18 protein-coding genes and 1 tRNA gene are annotated in these 18,076 nt (G+C 71.6%); 4 read left to right on the top strand and 15 right to left on the bottom strand.

The window, feature by feature from the left end:
- Positions 1-30: 30 nt before the first annotated feature.
- From QRN49_RS13215 to QRN49_RS13185, 7 genes are all read right to left on the bottom strand, one after another.
- A complete protein-coding gene (locus QRN49_RS13215; RefSeq protein WP_284756359.1) occupies positions 31-696 on the bottom strand; it encodes a PepSY domain-containing protein in 666 nt (221 codons plus the stop codon).
- Between the two features lie 49 nt (positions 697-745).
- Positions 746-2,143: a sensor histidine kinase gene (locus tag QRN49_RS13210; protein WP_284756358.1), complete on the bottom strand. Its 1,398-nt coding sequence runs from the start codon at positions 2,141-2,143 to the stop codon at positions 746-748.
- Positions 2,136-2,813: a response regulator transcription factor gene (locus QRN49_RS13205; RefSeq protein WP_110865386.1), complete on the bottom strand. Its 678-nt coding sequence runs from the start codon at positions 2,811-2,813 to the stop codon at positions 2,136-2,138. The genes QRN49_RS13210 and QRN49_RS13205 overlap by 8 nt, the downstream gene beginning before the upstream one ends.
- A gap of 157 nt (positions 2,814-2,970) precedes the next feature.
- The gene (locus tag QRN49_RS13200; RefSeq protein WP_027466517.1) at positions 2,971-3,183 is read right to left on the bottom strand and encodes an SCO4848 family membrane protein; all 213 of its coding nucleotides are present in this window, start codon (positions 3,181-3,183) and stop codon (positions 2,971-2,973) included.
- 162 nt (positions 3,184-3,345) lie between these two features.
- Positions 3,346-4,272 carry a hypothetical protein gene (locus tag QRN49_RS13195; protein ID WP_284756357.1) on the bottom strand — a complete coding sequence of 309 codons (927 nt, stop codon included), beginning with the start codon at positions 4,270-4,272 and terminating at the stop codon, positions 3,346-3,348.
- A complete protein-coding gene (locus tag QRN49_RS13190) occupies positions 4,269-4,730 on the bottom strand; it encodes an ImmA/IrrE family metallo-endopeptidase (protein WP_111024367.1) in 462 nt (153 codons plus the stop codon). The genes QRN49_RS13195 and QRN49_RS13190 overlap by 4 nt, the downstream gene beginning before the upstream one ends.
- The gene (locus QRN49_RS13185) at positions 4,727-5,167 is read right to left on the bottom strand and encodes a hypothetical protein (RefSeq protein WP_051596928.1); all 441 of its coding nucleotides are present in this window, start codon (positions 5,165-5,167) and stop codon (positions 4,727-4,729) included. The genes QRN49_RS13190 and QRN49_RS13185 overlap by 4 nt, the downstream gene beginning before the upstream one ends.
- Positions 5,168-5,268: 101 nt before the next feature.
- Here QRN49_RS13185 and QRN49_RS13180 point away from each other — a divergent pair, with 101 nt between their 5' ends.
- Positions 5,269-5,919, top strand: coding sequence for a YigZ family protein (locus QRN49_RS13180; RefSeq protein WP_245166361.1), 651 nt, complete (start codon positions 5,269-5,271; stop codon positions 5,917-5,919).
- Positions 5,920-6,024: 105 nt separating this feature from the next.
- Here the strand turns inward: QRN49_RS13180 and QRN49_RS13175 are convergent.
- Positions 6,025-6,097: transfer RNA gene (locus QRN49_RS13175), tRNA-Lys, on the bottom strand.
- Between the two features lie 95 nt (positions 6,098-6,192).
- On the opposite strand from QRN49_RS13175, the gene bcp reads away from it, so the two are divergent.
- Positions 6,193-6,663, top strand: coding sequence for a thioredoxin-dependent thiol peroxidase (gene bcp, locus QRN49_RS13170; protein WP_111029495.1), 471 nt, complete (start codon positions 6,193-6,195; stop codon positions 6,661-6,663).
- 79 nt (positions 6,664-6,742) lie between these two features.
- Here the strand turns inward: bcp and QRN49_RS13165 are convergent, their stop codons facing one another.
- Positions 6,743-7,174 (bottom strand): hypothetical protein, encoded by a 432-nt coding sequence (locus QRN49_RS13165; RefSeq protein ID WP_284756356.1) that lies wholly within the window; start codon positions 7,172-7,174, stop codon positions 6,743-6,745.
- A gap of 261 nt (positions 7,175-7,435) precedes the next feature.
- Between QRN49_RS13165 and QRN49_RS13160 the strand changes: the two genes are divergently transcribed.
- Positions 7,436-7,684 (top strand): WhiB family transcriptional regulator, encoded by a 249-nt coding sequence (locus tag QRN49_RS13160; protein WP_017888820.1) that lies wholly within the window; start codon positions 7,436-7,438, stop codon positions 7,682-7,684.
- Positions 7,685-7,842: 158 nt separating this feature from the next.
- Here QRN49_RS13160 and QRN49_RS13155 read toward each other — a convergent pair whose 3' ends face one another.
- Positions 7,843-9,345 (bottom strand): sensor histidine kinase, encoded by a 1,503-nt coding sequence (locus QRN49_RS13155; RefSeq protein ID WP_110865382.1) that lies wholly within the window; start codon positions 9,343-9,345, stop codon positions 7,843-7,845.
- A 118-nt stretch (positions 9,346-9,463) separates the two neighbouring features.
- Between QRN49_RS13155 and QRN49_RS13150 the strand changes: the two genes are divergently transcribed.
- Positions 9,464-9,904, top strand: coding sequence for an Rv3235 family protein (locus QRN49_RS13150; RefSeq protein ID WP_259532097.1), 441 nt, complete (start codon positions 9,464-9,466; stop codon positions 9,902-9,904).
- A 143-nt stretch (positions 9,905-10,047) separates the two neighbouring features.
- On the opposite strand, the gene secA is transcribed toward QRN49_RS13150, so the two are convergent.
- The 5 genes from secA to mtrB all read right to left on the bottom strand — a co-directional run bounded on the left by secA (position 10,048) and on the right by mtrB (position 18,074).
- Complete coding sequence (secA, locus tag QRN49_RS13145) at positions 10,048-12,828, bottom strand: preprotein translocase subunit SecA (RefSeq protein ID WP_111024364.1); 2,781 nt, start codon at positions 12,826-12,828, stop codon at positions 10,048-10,050.
- A gap of 170 nt (positions 12,829-12,998) precedes the next feature.
- Positions 12,999-13,709: a ribosome hibernation-promoting factor, HPF/YfiA family gene (gene hpf / locus QRN49_RS13140; protein WP_111101265.1), complete on the bottom strand. Its 711-nt coding sequence runs from the start codon at positions 13,707-13,709 to the stop codon at positions 12,999-13,001.
- Between the two features lie 158 nt (positions 13,710-13,867).
- On the bottom strand, positions 13,868-14,530 hold the full coding sequence (locus QRN49_RS13135; protein WP_209082288.1) for a ComF family protein: 663 nt from the start codon (positions 14,528-14,530) through the stop codon (positions 13,868-13,870).
- Between the two features lie 95 nt (positions 14,531-14,625).
- Positions 14,626-16,308 (bottom strand): LpqB family beta-propeller domain-containing protein, encoded by a 1,683-nt coding sequence (locus QRN49_RS13130; protein ID WP_111031887.1) that lies wholly within the window; start codon positions 16,306-16,308, stop codon positions 14,626-14,628.
- Complete coding sequence (mtrB, locus tag QRN49_RS13125) at positions 16,308-18,074, bottom strand: MtrAB system histidine kinase MtrB (protein ID WP_284756355.1); 1,767 nt, start codon at positions 18,072-18,074, stop codon at positions 16,308-16,310. Before mtrB ends, QRN49_RS13130 begins: the two co-directional genes overlap by 1 nt.
- Between the last annotated feature and the right edge of the window lie 2 nt (positions 18,075-18,076).

The raw sequence follows: 18,076 nt of genomic DNA, 5'->3' as shown, positions 1-18,076 counted from the left end.
GTGCCGGGCCCCGGTTGCCCGGGGGCCGGCTCAGTCGTCGGTGTCGACGCGGTCGGTGACGACGTCACCGGAGCCGGCGTCGATGCGCACGCTGTGCTTGGTTCCGGACGAGTCGAGCACGTCGCCCTCCCAGACGACCGTGCCGACGTGGTCGTCGAGTCCGAGTTCGGTCACGGTCCCCGCGTGCAGGTCCTGCAGGGCGTCGACGGCCTGCTTGACGCTCAGGTCGGCGGCGGCGACGAAGCGCTCGTGCTCGGCCTTGTCATCGGCGTCGGCGGCCTCGGTCCGCGGGGTGCCGGCGACCGCGGAACCGTCGGCGTCCGTGTGCACCTCGTGCTCGGTGCCGTCCTTCGTGACGACGAGGACCTCGTAGGCGGAAGCACCCTGCTCCTGCTCGACCGAGATGACGGTGCCCGAGCCGACCTCGCCGCGTGCGGTGGCGACGGCGGCGAGCAGGGCCTTGTTCGAGCCGGAGGACGCCGAGCCGGACGACGACGTGCCGGTGCCGGTGCCGGTGCCGGCCGAGTCCGTCGCCGACGAACCGACCGAGCCGGAGCCGGAACCGGCCGAGCCGTTGTCGTCGTCGGAGTCGTCACTGGCGCACCCGGTGAGTGCGAGCGCCGCGACGATCGGCAGGGCGGCGAACGCGGCGATGCGGCGGGCGGAGGGCTTCTGGTGCTGGGTACGGGAGTTCATGTGGACGAGCATCGCGGCGGGGTGCTGAAGCAGCCCTGAAGCCGCCTGTTCAGCCGCCGAGTGCGATGCGGACGACGAACCGTGCGCCACCGAGCGGGGACGCGACCACGGTCGTGTCCCCGCCGTGCGCCCGCACGGCGTCGCGGACGATGGCGAGGCCGAGCCCCGCGCCGCCGGCATCGCGGCTGCGGGCCTCGTCGAGACGGACGAACCGCTCGAAGACGCGCTCGCGCTCGTCCTCGGGGACGCCGGTGCCGTCGTCGTCGACCGTGAGCACCGCGGACCCGTCGTGCTCGGTGAGCGACACGGCGACGCGTGTGCTCGCGTGCCGGACGGCGTTGTCGACGAGGTTCCGGACCACCCCCGCCAGCACGCGCTCGTCACCGAGGACGCGCGCTGCCGAGATCGCCGAGCCGTCAACCCGCACCGTCGGGGCGTCGCCGTCCCGCGCCGGCGCGACACCGGCCGTCGACCGCGCCCGAGCCCGAGCCACCGCGTCGAGCGCCAGGTCGTCGAGGTCGACGGGGCGCCGCGTGCGGATCCCGCCCTCGTCGAGGCGGGAGAGCTCGAGCAGCCCGGTCACCAGGTCCTGCAGGCGCACCGCCTCGGAGCGGACGACGTCAGCGAGGTCCGCCACCTCGGTCCGTTCCGGGTGCGCGACGGCGACCTCGGCGTGCTGCCGGATCGACGCGATCGGCGACCGGAGTTCGTGCGAGGCGTCGGACACGAAGCGCCGCTGGCTCTCGGCGGACCGTTCGAGGCGGTCGAGCATGGCGTTCATGGTGCTCGCGAGCCGGGCGACCTCGTCGCCGGTGTCCGGGACCTCCACCCGGGCGTCGGGACGGGCCGACCGGATCGTCTCGACCTCGGTGCGCATCCGCTCCACCGGCCGCAGCGAGCGCCCGGTGACGGCCCAGGTGACCGCGACCAGCAGGAGCACCAGCACGGGCACCCCGACGGCGAGGAGCACGACGGCGGTGCGGACCGCGGTGTCGGCCTGGTCGAGCGTGGCGCCGTAGACGAGCGTCGCCTCGCCGCCGCCGGGCAGGTCCACGTCGTCCGCCACGAGCAGCCAGCGTTCGCCGTCGTGGGTCCACCGGGACTCGTCGGCGGTCGGGAGGGCGTCCCCGTCGGCGTCCTCGCCGTGTGCGAGCACCGCACCGCCGTCGCCGATCACCTGCACCAGGACGTCCTCGTAGCCGGTCACCGCGGCCGCACCGTCCGCCTCGACCCGGGAGGACACCTGCTCGAGACCAGCCTCGGCCGAGGTCCGCACGCCGTCGAGCAGCACGAGCCGCAGCACGACGACGAAGGCGACGGCACCGATCACCAGCGCCGCGAGGACGACGATCCCGGCGCCGAGCGTGGTGCGGGCCCGGACCGACCGGGCGCGCCGTGGCCTGCTTCGCGCGACTCCGCTCGCACGGGGCTTCGGCCGCTCAGCCACCGTCCGCCGCCAAGCGGTACCCGGCACCACGGACCGTCTCGATCGCGGCGCGCCCGAACGGTCGGTCGAGCTTCCGGCGCAGGTGCCCGACGTACACCTCGACGATGTTCGGGTCGCCCTCGAAGTCGACGTCCCAGACGTTCTCGATGACGTCGCGCTTCGACCGGACCTGTCCCGGGTGCCGTGCGAGGTACTCGAGCACGGCGAACTCTCGGCTGGTCAGTTCGACGGGGGTCTCGCCGCGGGCCACGGTGCGCGCAGCGGGGTCGACCACCAGGTCGCCGAGGGTCAGCACGGTGGGGCGCTCACGGGCACCCCGTCGGACGAGCGCCCGCAGCCGTGCGACGAGCACCGGGTGCGAGAACGGCTTGGTGACGTAGTCGTCGGCCCCCGCGTCGAGCGCCTCGACCTGGTCCCACTCGCCGTCCTTGGCCGTCAGCATGAGCACGGGGGTCCAGTCACCGTCGGCGCGGAGCTGCGCGCACACGGCCCAGCCGCTCAGGCCGGGCATCATCAGGTCGAGCACGATCGCGTCGTAGCGGAACTCACGCGCGTGCCACAGACCGTCCACGCCGTCGTTCGCGACGTCGACCGCCCACCCCTCGGCCTCGAGGCCGCGGCGCACGCCGTCGGCGAGCCGGACCTCGTCGTCGACCACCAGCACCCGCATGGGGTCGATCCTGCCGTGCCCCGCTGAAGCAGGGCTGAAGCGGCCCGCCAGCGCGGCTCGCGACGGTGCCCGGGGCGGACGGGAGGCCCGTGGCGGCGCCGCCACGGGCCTCCCGTCCGGCGGTGGTCCGGACCAGGGCCGCGCCGACCCGGCGGGCTCAGACCAGCAGCAGGATCCCGGCGATCACGGACGCGACGGCGATCGCGAGCGCGATGAGCAGGAGCACGAGGTGCACCGTGTAGAACGTCGTCGGCTTGCCGGCGGCGTCGCGGGCACGCGAGTCCTTCGCGACGCGCTGGAAGAAGCGCGGCCAGGTGACGACGTTGAAGACGGCGCCGATGAACAGGACGACTGCGGCGAAGACGAGCACGGGACGATCCTAGTGAACGTTCGCGGCGACGATGCCGGTACGTCGACGCCGGGCGGGTGGTGCTCGGCCGCCCCCAACGCGGCCGAGTCCCGACCCGGCAGGCCACAGGATCTGTAGCACTTGCTACAGACTGTACACGGCCTGTTCGGCAGCGTCGAGGGACTACGCCGTCTCGAGCGCGGCCTCGGCGTCGGCGAGGGCGGCACGCTCGGCGGCGGTCAGGGACGCCCGTGCACCCCGGACGCCGTCGTTGATCTCGACGATGCGGCGGCTGAGCCGGGTCGCGGGGTCGTCGGTCGGCGGGTAGGCGTTGTCCACGCCGATCCGTTCGTGCAGCGGTGCCAGGCGGCGGAGCGCATCGTCCACACGGCGGGCACGGCGGCGGCGGGAGATCCGGTGCCCGACGACGAGCAGGAGCATGCCGGACGCCACGCACAGCACGGCCCCCGGCGTGGTGATGTCGTAGGGCAGCGAGAGCGCGTGCGTGACGTCCAGGTCGCCGGCGACGTGGGCGACGTCCATCACGACGACCACGACCATGCGGACGACCCCGAGCACCCCACCGAGGACCAGGACCCACAGCCCCACCAGGTCGGTGGTCGTCCGGGCTTCGCGCAGCCGGAGCACGCAGATGAAGCCCGTGGCGCCGAGGGCCACGCCGAGGTACACGGTCTGCGCGATCGAGTAGACGGTGGCAGCCGGGTGCGAGCCGGCGTCGAGCATGAAGGTCGTCGTCGTCGCGGGCTTGTCGAGCACGGTGAACGCGACGACGACCACCACGACGACCACGGCGAAGGACACCACGACCGCGTTCCGGAGCCAGGGCCGCGCCGCGCCGACCGCCTTCGCCACGCCCCACAGCAGCGTGCTCGTGCCGGCCACCATGAGGCAGTCGCTGATGACGGTGACGACGTTGAACCCGCCGAGCAGCGGGTCGAGCCACCGGTACAGCGGGTCGACGTTCGTCACGATGGTGGCGGCGAAGAGCAGGAACGTGAACGCCAGGGTGCGGTCCTGCCCGCGTTGCAGGACCAACAGCACGATCGTCCCGACGATGAGCAGCACCGCCTGGACGACGGCGATGATCACCCGAAGACCCCGCGGAAGGCGCTCGGGCGGCCGCGGTGCTGGCGGATCACGGTGGCCAGGCGGTCGGCGAAGACCTCGGCCTCGTGCTCGTAGGTGTTCGAGAACAGCCCACGGGCGAGTGCCCGCTCGACCTTGTACTCGGGCAGGTCGGGGATGACGTCACGGATGTAGGCGCTCTGCGGGGCGTGCTCCTGGTGCCGGTGCAGGACGTGTCCGAGCTCGTGCCCGATCACGAACGAGCGGAACGTCGGCGAGGTCGTCGGCGAGATCATCACGAGGTGCGCGTGCTCGAGGGTGGCCACGAAGCCACACACCGGTTCGGCGGCGAGGAACGACTCCTCGCGCACCACGATCGGCTTGCCGACGACGTCAGCGGCGGCGGCGACGGCCTGGTCGACGTCCGACCACCCCTCGGCGGCACCGCGAGCCCAGAACGCCTCGACGAGGGCGTCGGTCATGCGACGCTCCCCCGCTGCGATTCCTCCTCGAGCACCTCGGCGATGCGCCGCAGCGCGTCGGGTGAGAGCTCACCGGGGAAGGTCCGGGCCGCGAAGCCGCTCACGCGGGCGGAGCGCAGGGACCGGACGAGTGCGAGCTGGGCACCGATCCGTTCCGGCACCTCGCTGTCCTCGAGCAGGAAGCGTTCGTCGACCTCGAAGTACCCGGCCAGCAGGCGCAGGAGCTCGGTGTCGCGGTTGCGGCGGCCGTCGCCGGAGAGCATGTAGGTCCACTTCGCCCGCGACAGCGACCCGCCGTGCGCCGCGACGTACTCCTCGATCGAGGAGAACGGCACCGGAGCACCACGCTGCGACTCCTCGAAGTCGAGGAGCAGGTTGAGGCGGCGCGCGAGCTCGGCGGCGTCGAGCGCCCCGCCCTTCAGATCACCCGTGTCCATCTCGGACTCCTCCCCAGCCGTGTCCGCGCGACCTGTGGGTCCGGCGCGTGGACGCCATGCTAGCGCGGGTGCCCGGCACGCGCGCCGCTACCCTCGTGGGCATGCCCCGCCGATTCCCCGCCACCGTCGCGGCACCGGTCGAGCACGAGATCGTCATCACGAAGTCGCGGTTCATCACGACCGTGGCACCGGTCTCCGGCGTCGAGGACGCCGACCGCGTGATCGCCGAGGTCCGCCGTCGGTACTGGGACGCCCGGCACAACTGCACGGCGATGGTCACCGGCGTGCTCGGCGACCAGGCCCGTTCCTCGGACGACGGGGAGCCCTCCGGCACCGCGGGCGTCCCGATGCTCGAGGTCCTGCGACGCCGCGGGCTGACCGACGTCGTCGCGGTCGTCACGCGGTACTTCGGCGGGGTCAAGCTCGGTGCCGGCGGACTGGTCCGGGCCTACTCGACCTCGGTGTCCGAGGCGCTCGACACGGCGGTCCTCGTCCGTCGCGAGGCCCTGACGCAGGTGCGCTTCGACGTCGACCACGCCGACGCCGGGCGGCTCGACAACGTGCTGCGCGACTGGGTGCGGCACCACCACGCGACGCTCGGTCCGACCGAGTACGGGCAGGCGGCGACCTTCGAGGTGTGGGTCCCCCACGAGGCGCTCGGCGCCCTGACCGCCGACCTCGCCGCCGCGTCGGCCGGTTCGCTCGAACCCGTCATCGGCGAGGAGCGGATCGTCGACGTCCGCGCCGACTGAATTCGCGGTTCCTGCACACCTCGGGCGTGTCTCCGCATCGGCGTGGAAACCTGCCGGGAACGCACGAACGCCCCGACTCGATGAGCCGGGGCGTTCGTCCTGCGGTGCACCCCCTCGGACTTGAACCGAGAACCCACTGATTAAGAGTCAGTTGCTCTGCCAATTGAGCTAGAGGTGCATGTTCCGGCTTCCGTGCCGCAACGGGAATCAACAATAGCATGGGTTTCGCGCGCCCACGACCACTCGCGGGCGCACGACGCGAACAGGAGCACCATGACCGACCGTCTCGTCCCCGGCGACACCGCCCCCGACTTCACGCTGCCCGACCAGGACGGCGTCGAGCACTCCCTCGCTGCCCTCCGTGGCAAGAAGGTCATCGTGTACTTCTACCCGGCGGCGTCCACCCCGGGCTGCACCACCGAGGCCTGCGACTTCCGCGACAACATGTCCTCGCTGCAGGCCGCCGGCTACGAGGTCCTCGGCGTCTCGAAGGACGAGCAGGCGAAGCTCAAGACGTTCCAGCACGAGCAGGCGCTGACCTTCCCGCTGCTGAGCGACCCCGACCTCGCCGTGCACAAGGCGTACGCGGCCTGGGGCGAGAAGAACAACTACGGCAAGATCGTCACCGGCACGATCCGGTCCACGATCGTGGTCGACGAGGACGGCGCAGTCCAGCTGCCGCTCTACAACGTCAAGGCCACCGGGCACGTCGCGAGCCTGCGGAAGAAGCTCGGCCTGGTCTGAGGGCCGGCCACGCACTGGAGGCCCGGTGCCGGTTCCGAGAACCGGCACCGGGCCTCCAGTGCGTGGCGGACCAGACCGTCTACTCGGCCGGACGCGCGAGCGCGGCCGTCACCGACCGCGACAGCACCAGCGTGATGCCGAGCAGGGCCGGGACGAGCAGCACCCAGCCGACCGCGGCGACGCGGAAGACGCCCTGGAACGCCCCGATCGCGATGGCGCCCTGCAGGACCTGCCAGACGATGATGCCGGAGCGCACCCACGCCCGGCCCTGCCACAGACCGTTCAGCAGCGCACCGAGCCAGAGCGCAGCGATGGCGACGAGGACGGTGAGGGCGATGCCGGACGCGATGCTCGCGGCCGGGGCGACGAGCAGTTCGACGACCAGGACGACGGTCACGACCACCACCGCGAGGAACTCGAGGCCGACCACGGCGAGCAGCCCCAGCATCGCCGGCGACCGGCGCGCCACGGGTGCGGAGGGTTCGGTGTCGTTCGGGGTGTCGTCGTGCACAGTGATCCTCCAGCATCGGAACCCTTGATTTGGCCCTACCAGTATGGAACGATATTGGAGGTCGTTTGGACGGCACGATGTGGTGTGCGTCTCCCGTGGTTCATCGCTCCTCCCCCGAGCGTCTCGCGGGCGTCAGACACGCTTCCTGCGGACTCCTCCCCACAGTTGTCCCCTCCATGCCGCATGCATGGTCAGCGGTCCGATCCCCCGAGCCACGGCCCCGGCCTGCCGTTCGAGCATCGACATCAAGGAGCACCACACATGGACTGGCGTGACAAGGCTGCCTGCCTCACCGCAGACCCCGAGCTCTTCTTCCCCGTCGGGAACACCGGGCCCGCCGTCGACCAGATCGAGAAGGCCAAGTCGGTCTGTGCGCGTTGCACGGTCACCGAGATGTGCCTGCAGTACGCACTCGAGAACAACCAGGACTCGGGTGTCTGGGGTGGTCTCAGCGAGGACGAGCGTCGTGCGCTGAAGCGTCGCGCCGCCCGCGCTCGCCGCGCGTCCTGACCCCGGTCGTCTGACACCACGACGCCCGTCGTCCCCTCGGGGGCGGCGGGCGTCGTCGTGCGCGCGGGGCGGCGGCGACCGGAGGAACCAGGTTCCGGACACGACACCGTGGATCTCCGTGGTGCTGTGTCCGGAACCTGGTTCCGGCGGCGCAGAGACTAGGCGGCGGGGGCGGTCAGCCAGCGGAACGGGATGGTGATCGTCACCTCGGTGCCGCTGCCCGTCAGGGTGTGCCAGTCGATGGTGCCGCCGAGCTCACCCTGGATGAGCGTGCGGACGATCTGCGTGCCGAGGCCCGAGCCGACCTTGCCCTCGGGGAGCCCCACACCGTTGTCACGGACCTCGATCTCCAGGTGGTCGTCGAAGCGGCGGGCGACGATCTCGACCTCGCCGTCACGGCCGTCCAGCCCGTGCTCGACGGCGTTCGTCACGAGCTCGGTGAGGCCGAGGGCGAGCGGCGTCGCGGCCTCCGACGGCAGCACCCCGAACTCGCCGGTCTTCTTCGGGTGCACGGTGGTGTTGTGCGACGCGGCGACCTCGGTCACCAGCTTGAGCACCGAGTCGAACACCTCGTCGAAGTCCACCGTCTGGCTGAGCCCGCTCGACAGGGTGTCGTGCACGACGGCGATGGCGGCGACGCGGCGCATCGCGTTCTGCAGCGAGGTCCGCGCTTCGTCCGAGTGCGTGCGACGCGCCTGGATCCGCAGCAGGGACGCCACCGTCTGCAGGTTGTTCTTCACGCGGTGGTGGATCTCGCGGATCGTGGCGTCCTTGGTGATGAGCTCGCGCTCCTGGTGCCGCAGCTCGGACACGTCGCGGCAGAGCACGATGGCACCGATGCGCTCACCGTGGTCGCGGAGCGGGATCGAGCGGAGCGACACCGTGACGCCCTTCGACTCGATGTCCGCTCGCCACGGTGCGCGGCCGGTGACGACGAGCGGCAGGGACTCGTCGACGTCGAGCTGGGCACCGATCAGCTCGGTGGTGACCTCGGCGAGGGACTTCCGCTCGAGCTCGCCCTCGAACCCCATCCGGTTGAACGCGCTCAGGCCGTTCGGGCTCGCGAACGTGACGATGCCGGCGGTGTCGAGGCGCAGCAGGCCGTCGCTGGCACGGGGCGCACCACGACGGGGGCCGGCCGGTGCTCCGAGGTCGGGGAAGTCCCCGGTGGCGATCATGCCGAACAGGTCGTTCGCGCTCGCGGTGAAGTTGAGCTCCTGGCGGCTCGGGGTCCGCATCTCGTCCTGGTTGGAGTGCCGGGTGACGACGGCGATCGGTCGCTCGGTGGTCTCGGCGCTCTTCGCGCTCAGGCGGCGGAGCACCGGGATCGCGCGGACACGGGTCGGGGTGTCCTCGTACCAGTCCGGCTCGGCGGAGTCGACGACGCGTGACCCGGCGAAGCTCTCGGTCACCTGGCCGCGCCACTCCTCGCGGATCTCCTGGCCGACGATGTCCCGGTAGAACAGCGTCGCCGCGGAGCTCGGGCGGGCGTGGGCGACGGCCACGAACGAGCCGTCCTCGGCGGTCGGGACCCAGAGCACCATGTCGGCGAAGGACAGGTCGGCGAGGAGCTGCCAGTCTCCCACGAGCAGGTGGAGCCACTCCACGTCTGCTTCCGAGGAACGGCCTTGCGCGAGGACGAGGTCACTGAGGGTCGACACCCAGCCAGTCTAGGTCCGCCGCCTTGTGGAGAACGTCGCCCTCTCCACAGGGCAGACCAGTGTGTATTTCGTATGTCGCACGCCCCATACGCTCGCTCCAACGACGGAAGGGGCAGGGGTGGCAGAGCAGGCACGCCGCATCGATCACGAGACGACGACGGCGCACCCGCCGCCGCTGCGGATCGTCGAACCGGCACCGGAGCCCGCCGTGGCGACCGGTCCCCCGGACCCGGCGACGACTGCACGCGCGCTCGGGCTCTGCGTCGCCGAGGTGCTCACCGGCGCGCGGGAGGTCGACAGCATCGCCCGGTGGATCAGCGACGACGTGCAGCGCCACCTGCAGCAGCGGGCCGCGGTGGCCGCGCACGCCCGGGGCTCCGGTCGGCGGGCACGCGGACGACCGGTGCTCCGGGTCGGTAGCGTCCTGGTCTGCCGCCCCGCGGCGGGCGTCGCCGAGGCGACGGTGGTCGTGCACACGCGCAGTCATGCGCGAGCGGTCGCCATGCGGCTCGAAGAGCGACACGGAAGGTGGCAGGCGACCGCGATCGGCGTCCTGTAGCCGGGTGGCGGACGGACGGGAGGCCCGGTGCCAGCTGGCACCGGGCCTCCCGTCCGTCGTCGGTCACGCTCGGTGAGCAGGAATGGTCGGGTCCCGACGTGGGACCCGACCATTCCTGCTCACGATGCGCTCGCGCGCGGACGCTAGTTCTTCTTGGCCGCCTGGCGACGCTCGGCGCGGTTGCTCGCCGCGGCCTGACCGGAGGCGGTGGCCGCGTTGCCGAACGCGGAGCCCTGCTCCGGCTCGGCGGCCGCTTCGGCCTCGGCCTGGGCGCGCTGCGCACGAGCGGTCGCGGCCTGCTCGAGGCGACCCTTCTCGTCGCGGACCTCGACCTCGCCGTCGATCGACGGTGCCGAGTACTCGAGGCCGGAGACCTCGTCCTCGCCGAGACCCTTGGCCTCGATCACCGCGTTCTCGCCGTCGGACTGCACCTGGACCTCGAGGTTGAAGAGGTAGCCCACGGACTCCTCGCGGATCTGCCCCATCATCGTCTGGAACAGGGCGTAGCCCTCGCGCTGGTACTCGACCAGCGGGTCGCGCTGCGCCATCGCGCGGAGGCCGATGCCGTCCTTCAGGTAGTCCATCTCGTACAGGTGGTCGCGCCAGCGGCGGTCGATCACCGAGAGCACCACGCGACGCTCGAGCTCACGCATCGCCTCGTCGCCGAGGAGCTCCTCGCGCTGCTGGTAAGCCAGCTTGGCGTCGGAGAGGATCTCGCGGGCCAGGAAGTCACGCGACGCCTTGCCCTTCGAGCCGGCCTCGGTGATCACCTCGTCGATGGAGATCGAGATCGGGTAGAGCGTGCCGAGCTCGGTCCACATGGCGTCGAGGTCCCAGTCGTCCGGGGAGCCTTCGCCGGTGTGGCTGTCGATCACGTCGTCGATGACGGCCTTGAGGAACGACTGCGCGCGGTCGTGCAGGTCGTCGCCCTCGAGGATGTGGCGGCGGTCGCTGTAGATCGCCTCGCGCTGGCGGTTCAGGACGTCGTCGTACTTCAGGACGTTCTTGCGGATCTCGGCGTTGCGGCCCTCGACCTGCGCCTGGGCGGACCGGATCGCACGGCCGACGAGCTTGTTCTCGATCGCCAGGTCGTCCGGCACGTTCGAGCGGCCCATCAGGCTCTCGGCGGCACCGGAGTTGAACAGGCGCATCAGGTCGTCGGTCAGCGACAGGTAGAAGCGGCTCTCGCCCGGGTCACCCTGGCGGCCGGAACGACCACGCAGCTGGTTGTCGATGCGGCGCGACTCGTGGCGCTCGGTGCCGAGCACGTACAGGCCGCCGACGGCGCGGACCTTGTCGCCCTCTTCCTCGACCTCGGCCTTGACGCGGGCGAACACGTCGTCCCACTCGGCCTCGTACTCGTCGGGGGTCTCGGTCGGCGACAGGCCCTTGGCGTGCATCTCCTGCACGGCGAGGAACTCCGCGTTGCCGCCGAGCATGATGTCGGTACCACGACCGGCCATGTTCGTCGCGACGGTCACGGCGCCGAAGCGACCGGCCTGGGCGACGATCGCGGCTTCACGTGCGTGGTTCTTCGCGTTGAGGACCTCGTGCTTGACGCCCTGCTTGGCGAGGAGCTTCGACAGGTACTCGGACTTCTCGACGCTCGTGGTGCCGACGAGGACGGGCTGGCCCTTCTCGTGGCGCTCCGCGATGTCCTCGGCGACCTGCTCGAACTTCGCCTTCTCGTTCTTGTAGACGAGGTCGGTCTGGTCGATGCGCTGCATCGGCTTGTTCGTCGGGATGGGGACGACGCCGAGCTTGTAGGTCGACATGAACTCGGCCGCCTCGGTCTCGGCGGTACCGGTCATGCCGGAGAGCTTCTGGTAGAGGCGGAAGTAGTTCTGCAGCGTGACGGTGGCGAGGGTCTGGTTCTCGGCCTTGACCTCGACACCTTCCTTCGCCTCGATCGCCTGGTGGATCCCCTCGTTGTAGCGGCGGCCCATCAGGATGCGGCCGGTGTGCTCGTCGACGATGAGCACCTCGCCGTTCATCACGACGTAGTCCTTGTCCTTCTTGAACAGGGCGACGGCCTTGATGGAGTTGTTCAGGAACGAGATGAGCGGGGTGTTCGCCGACTCGTACAGGTTCTCGATGCCGAGGTAGTCCTCGACCTTCTCGATGCCGGGCTCGAGGACACCGACGGTGCGCTTCTTCTCGTCGACCTCGTAGTCCTCGCCCGGGGTGAGGCGCTTGGCGATCGAGGCGAACTCGGTGAACCAGCGGTTGGCCTCGCCCGAGGACGGACCGGAGATGATGAGCGGCGTGCGGGCCTCGTCGATGAGGATCGAGTCGACCTCGTCCACGACGGCGAAGAAGTGGCCGCGCTGCACCATGTCGGAGGCTTGCCACGCCATGTTGTCGCGCAGGTAGTCGAAGCCGAACTCGTTGTTCGTGCCGTACGTGATGTCGGCGGCGTACTGCTCGCGGCGCTCAGCCGGGGTCTGGTTCGCGATGATGCAGCCGGTGGTCATGCCCAGCGCGCGGAAGACGCGGCCCATGATCTCGGACTGGTACGACGCCAGGTAGTCGTTGACCGTGATGACGTGCACGCCGCGCGACGGGATCGCGTTGAGGTACGCGGCGGTCGTCGCGACGAGGGTCTTGCCCTCACCGGTCTTCATCTCGGCGATGTTGCCGAGGTGCAGTGCCGCGCCACCCATGAGCTGCACGTCGAAGTGCCGCATGCCCAGGGTCCGCTTCGCGGCTTCACGCACGGCGGCGAACGCCTCGGGCAGGAGGTCGTCGAGGGTCTCGCCGTTGGCGTACCGCTCGCGCAGCTCCTTGGTCTCGTCGTGGAGTTCCTCGTCGGTGAGGCTCGAGAAGTCGTCCTCGAGGTCGTTGATGGCCGAGGCGTACGCCTTCAGCCGGCGGAGGGTTCGTCCTTCGCCGATGCGGAGGACCTTCTCCAGCACGTTTGCCACGTGAACTCCTTACGAGGTCGTCGCGCGCGACCTGCACGCCCGATCGACCAGTCATGCTAGCAACCCGCGAACCCCCGGCGCTGTGAGCGGCGCGGCTGTCGCGGACACGGGTGTGCGCGGCCCGCGAACGGACCGCGCACACGGTGCGGGACCGGAGGTCCCGAGTCGGATCAGGCGATCGCGGCTGCGCGCTCCGCGTCGGAGTCGACCGCGGCCGGCGCCTGGCCGGCGGGCACCTCGTCGATGCCGATCACGCCGTAGTCCCAGCCCTTGCGTCGGTACACCACACTCGGACGGCGGGTCTCGGCGTCGAGGAACAGGTAGAAGTCGTGCCCGACGAGTTCCATGTAGTACAGGGCGTCGTCGACCGTCATCGGGGCGGCCTCGAAGACCTTGTGCCGGATGACGACCGGGCTGTAGACCTCGTTCTCGTCCTCGGCGGCCTCTTGATCGACGACCGGGACGGCACCGGTCGCGACGTCCTCGATGAGCTTGCCGTCGGCCGGGACGACGCCCATGCCGTCGAAGCCGCTGCCGGCGGCCTCGGCGACCGAGGTGGGGCGGTGCCGGCCGTGGTGCACCTTGCGGCGGTCACGCGCCCGACGGAGGCGTTCCATGATCCGCGCGAAGGCGAGGTCGAAGGCGGCGTACTTGTCCGACGCCGCGGACTCGGCCCGTACGAGCGGCCCCGGTCCGATCAGCGTGAGCTCCACGCGGTCCTCGCCCTGGCTGCCGCTCGACTTCTCGTGGTGGCGGCTGATGCGCACCTCGAAGGCGAGGGCGCGGTCGGCGAGCACGTCGATCTTCTCGGACTTCTGTTCGACGTAGGTGCGGAAACGGTCGGTGACCCCGACGTTCCGGCCCGTGATCGTCACGTCCATGTGGCGGCTCCCATCCAGTGTCGGCGCGTCGCCTCCGTCCGGCGACCCGAACGCCTTGTCGCGAGGCTAGACCCGGCGCACCCTCGGCGTCACGGGGAGGCGGCGAGTCCGTCGGACACTCACCGGACACACAGCGGCCACCGGGTGTTCACCGATCATCAGTCGTCGACGCTCGCCACGGCGACGCAGCGCACCACCCGACCGCCCGCCGCCCGCACCGCTCGGACGCCCTCGGCCATCGTGACGCCCGTCGTCACGACGTCGTCGACGAGCACGACGTCGCGGCCGTCGACACCGGTCGCCCGCAGGGTCCCGACGGTCGCGGCGACGCGTTCCACCGCCGACCGCTCCTTCTGCCCCGGTCCGGATCGCCGTCGTCCGGCAGGGGTCCGGCCGAGGCGCCCCGTGTGCCGGACACCACCACGGGCGAGCAGCAGCACCACCGGGTCGAACCCACGGCGTCGGGCACCCGCGCGGGACGGCGGCACCCTTAGCACCACGGTGCCGTCCGGGGCCGCGGCGAGCGCCGCACGGACGAGGGCACCGAAGCGGACGCCGAGCGGACGGGCGACGTCGACCCGGCCCCGGAGCTTGAGTTCGAGCACCAGGGTGCGGACCAGCCCCTCGTACTCGAAGGCCGCGTCGAGCCGGACGCCGGCGACCAGCCGGACACGCCGGGGCCGTGCGTCGAGCGCCGCGCGGCAGGGCGGGCAGAGCGCGCGGTCCGGGCGGCCGCAGCCCAGGCAGGCGACGGGCAGGAAGAGCGCGAGCACGGCGAGCACTGCGTCGCGCCACGGGGTGGGGGCGTCGTCAGGGGGCATGCCACGACTGTGGTGGTGACCGGACGACGGCGCTGGGCCGGCATGCCGGACGGTGGACGGGCCTCCAGGCCGGGTGGGGTGTGGAGGACCGTGTGTCAGCGCTGGACGCCGAGCACGTCGGCGGTGACGCCCGTCGAGTCCCAGCCGCCCCCGGTGGACTGCAGGACGTCGCCGCTCGACATCCGGAGCAGCAGCGCGCCGCCGCTGCCGCCGCTGATCGCCGTGGCGCGCCCGTCGGGCTTCGGCAGGGTGCTCGACTTGCCGCCGATGGTGGTGCGGACGATGTTCGGACCGGTCGGCGTCTGCCCGACCGAGGCGACGTCGGTGTCGTTCACCCACGTGGCGTCGACCGCGGTGCCGCTGGCGGCCTGCACCCGGACCGGGGCACCGAACGAGGTCGGTGACCGGTCGGAACCGCGGATGATCGCCATCACGTACAGGCCGGGGCCGTCCGCGGTCTCGATGAGTGCGAGGGCCCTGGTGGAGTCGCGGGACACCTGGAACGACACGAGGTCGCCGCGCGGCAGGGTGGTGCGCACCTGGTGGGGGTCACCGCCGAGGCCGTAGGCGGTGATGTGACGGGTGTCGGACTGCTGCCCCACCCAGACGAAGCCGAGGTCGTCGACGGCGGGGGCGACGAGGTCCTCGCGGGCGTCGACGCGCAGGCGGTCCTTGCCGCGCACGACGACGACGCCGTCCCGGTTGCCGACGGCGGCGGTGGTGCCGGACGCCGACAGGGCGATCGAGGTCGGGTCGAGGCCGGCGATCGCGGCCCCGACGCCGCTGCCGAGTTCGGCGACCTTGCCGGTGCCCGAGGCGGCGTAGCCGACGACGCCGTCCTCGTCGACCAGGGGTCGGGGGTCGACGTCGGGGTTCTGCTGGGCGTCCGCTCCCCCGGAGTCCGGCACCGACAGCGTCGCGCCCTCGATCGTCATCGAGACCGACGAGATGGTGGCGACCGATGCGAGGGACTTGCTGAGCTGTTCGCGCATCCGGACCTTGTCGACGGTGCTGGCGCGCAGGGCGTCGCTCGACAGGTCGACCAGGGCGGTGCCGCTGTCGATCGTCACCGCGTTGAGGGACAGCTGGGTGCCCTCCGGGAACGACGAGACGACGGCGCCCTTCAGCCAGTCGGCGGGGCCGGCGAGCAGGGCGCTGGCGATGCGGGTGCTGGTGGAGGACCGAGCGAGGAACCAGCGCTGGTCGGGCACCAGGAAGCGGTAGGTCGGGTCGTAGAAGTACAGGGCGTGCGCCTGGAACACCGACTCGAAGCTGACCGGCGACAGGATGATGCCGTCCGGGGCGTAGGCGATGCGCCACTCGCCGTCCTCGCGGACGAACTGGAACGTCAGCGTCGACGAGGTCGGGCGGACCGCCTGGGTGTACTCCCCGTCGGAGTCGACCGTGGCACTGGCCGTCATCGTGTAGGTGAGCTCGCGGTCGTCGGCGCGCTCGACGGTGCCGCTGCCGTCCCGGATCGTGACGCCCTGCCGGGGGTTCCACCGCTGGGCGAAGTCGGCGGCCAGGAACTGCCGGGCGATCGCGTAGTTGTCCTGGGCGCCGGTGGCGGCGGCGATGAACCCACGGAGGATCGCCGTCTGGTCGGACCCGGTGATCGGCTTGTCCGGCCGGAAGTCGACGCCCGAGAGCGACTCGTCCTTGATCGTCTGCCCGGTGCGCACGGCACCGTCGGTCGGGATGGCCGCGCAGGCGGTGACCGCGAGCAGGCTGACCGCGGCGAGCGCGACGGCGAGGACGTGGCGGATCCGGTGGCGCATCAGGACTCCTCTCGCACGGCGCGGGGGCCGTCGTACGACTCGTCGAGCTCGGGCAGCGGGATGGCCGAGGTGGCGGTGGTGCCCTGCTCGTTGCGGGGCAGGGTGAGCACGAACGTCGATCCCGCGCCCGGCCGGGACCACACGTCGATGCGCCCGCCGTGGAGCTTCGCGTCGCCGAGGCTGATCGCGAGGCCGAGGCCGGTGCCGCCGATGGTGCGCTTGCGGCTCGGGTCGGCCCGCCAGAAGCGGTCGAACACCCGTGCGGCGTCCTCCGGCGGCATGCCGACGCCCTGGTCGCGGACGGCGATGGCGACGGTGCGTGCGTCGCTGTCGACGACGACCTGCACGGGCTTCGCGTCGCCGTGCTCGATGGCGTTGCCGACGAGGTTGCGCAGGATCCGTCGGACCCGCTTGGCGTCGAGCCGCATCGTGGTGTGGCCGCCGGGGGTCGCGAGCTGCAGGTCGATGCCGGCGCGCTCGGCCAGCGGGCGGAACTCCTCGACGATGTCCGCGGCGAGGGAGGCCGGCACGACGGGTGCGGTGTCGAGCTGCACCGCCTGGGCGTCGTACCGGGAGATCTCGAGCAGGTCGGCGAGGAGCATCTCGAAGCGCTCCACCTGGGCGTGCAGGAGCTCGGCGGACCGGCCGACCGACGGTTCGAACGCGTGCCGGGAGTCGTAGAGCATGTCGCCGGCGAGCCGAATCGTGGTGAGCGGGGTGCGGAGCTCGTGCGACACGTCGGACACGAACCGCTGCTGCACGCGGGAGAGCTCGGCGAGCTGGGTGATCTGGCGGCTGACCGCCTCGGCCATCCCGTTGAAGCTCCGCGCCAGGGTCGCCAGGTCGTCCTGGCCGCGCACCGGGATGCGTTCGTCGAGGCGGCCCGCGGCGATCTTCCGGCTCGTCTCGGCGGCACCGCGGATCGGTACGACGACGAGCCGGACGACGAGCGAGGTGACCAGGGCGATGAGCACCATCAGGGCCACACCGCCGATGGAGAGGGTCTGGGAGACGAAGTCCAGGGTCTGCTGCGCGTCGGAGAGGTCGTAGACCAGGTACAGCTCGTACTGGCCGGCGCTCGGGATCTGCAGCGTGGAGCCGACGGCGAGGCCCGGCACCCGGCGCCCGTCGTCGTCGAGTTCGACGGGCTGCAGGCTGAGCCGACCGGTGTTCTGCGCGACCTCCTTGCGCAGGGCGTCGGTGATCACCGCGTCCGGGAAGTCCTGGCTGGCGATGGTCTGCAGCGTCTGCGGGGTGGACTGGTCCGGGCTCCGCTCGATGGCGATGCTCGTGCCGCCCGGGCTCGTCGTGTTCGACAGGATCGCCTGCTGCGCCTCGTTCTGCAGGGTCTCGAGCTCGGACTGGTTGTTGTCCTCGGCCGCCGTCGCCGCGTCGAAGATCCCCTGGGCGACGATGGTGGCCCGTGCGGACTCGGACTCGATCTGGTCGCGGCGCTGTGAGTAGACGTTCGTCGAGATGCTCACCATGACCGCGGTGCCGATGATCCCCACCGCGAGCCCGGTCGTCATCACGGTGATGGCGACCGAGCGGAACATGAGCGAGCGCCGCCACAGGTAGGCGATCGGACGCCAGGCGCGTCGGAGCCAGCGCCGCATCCGGCGACGGCTGCGGTCGACGACGCCGATCGAGACGGTGGTGCTGCCGGACCCACCGGCGCCGCCGGCCCCACCGGCGCCGCTGGCACGGCCGGCCCCGCCGGCCCGGCCCGAGCGTGCCGAGCCCGACGGGCGCGTCGAGGGCGGCACGG

The organism is Curtobacterium sp. ME-Dv--P-122a, assembly GCF_030209645.1.
Lineage (GTDB): Bacteria > Actinomycetota > Actinomycetes > Actinomycetales > Microbacteriaceae > Curtobacterium > Curtobacterium flaccumfaciens.
This window is presented reverse-complemented; position numbering and strand designations above follow the sequence as displayed.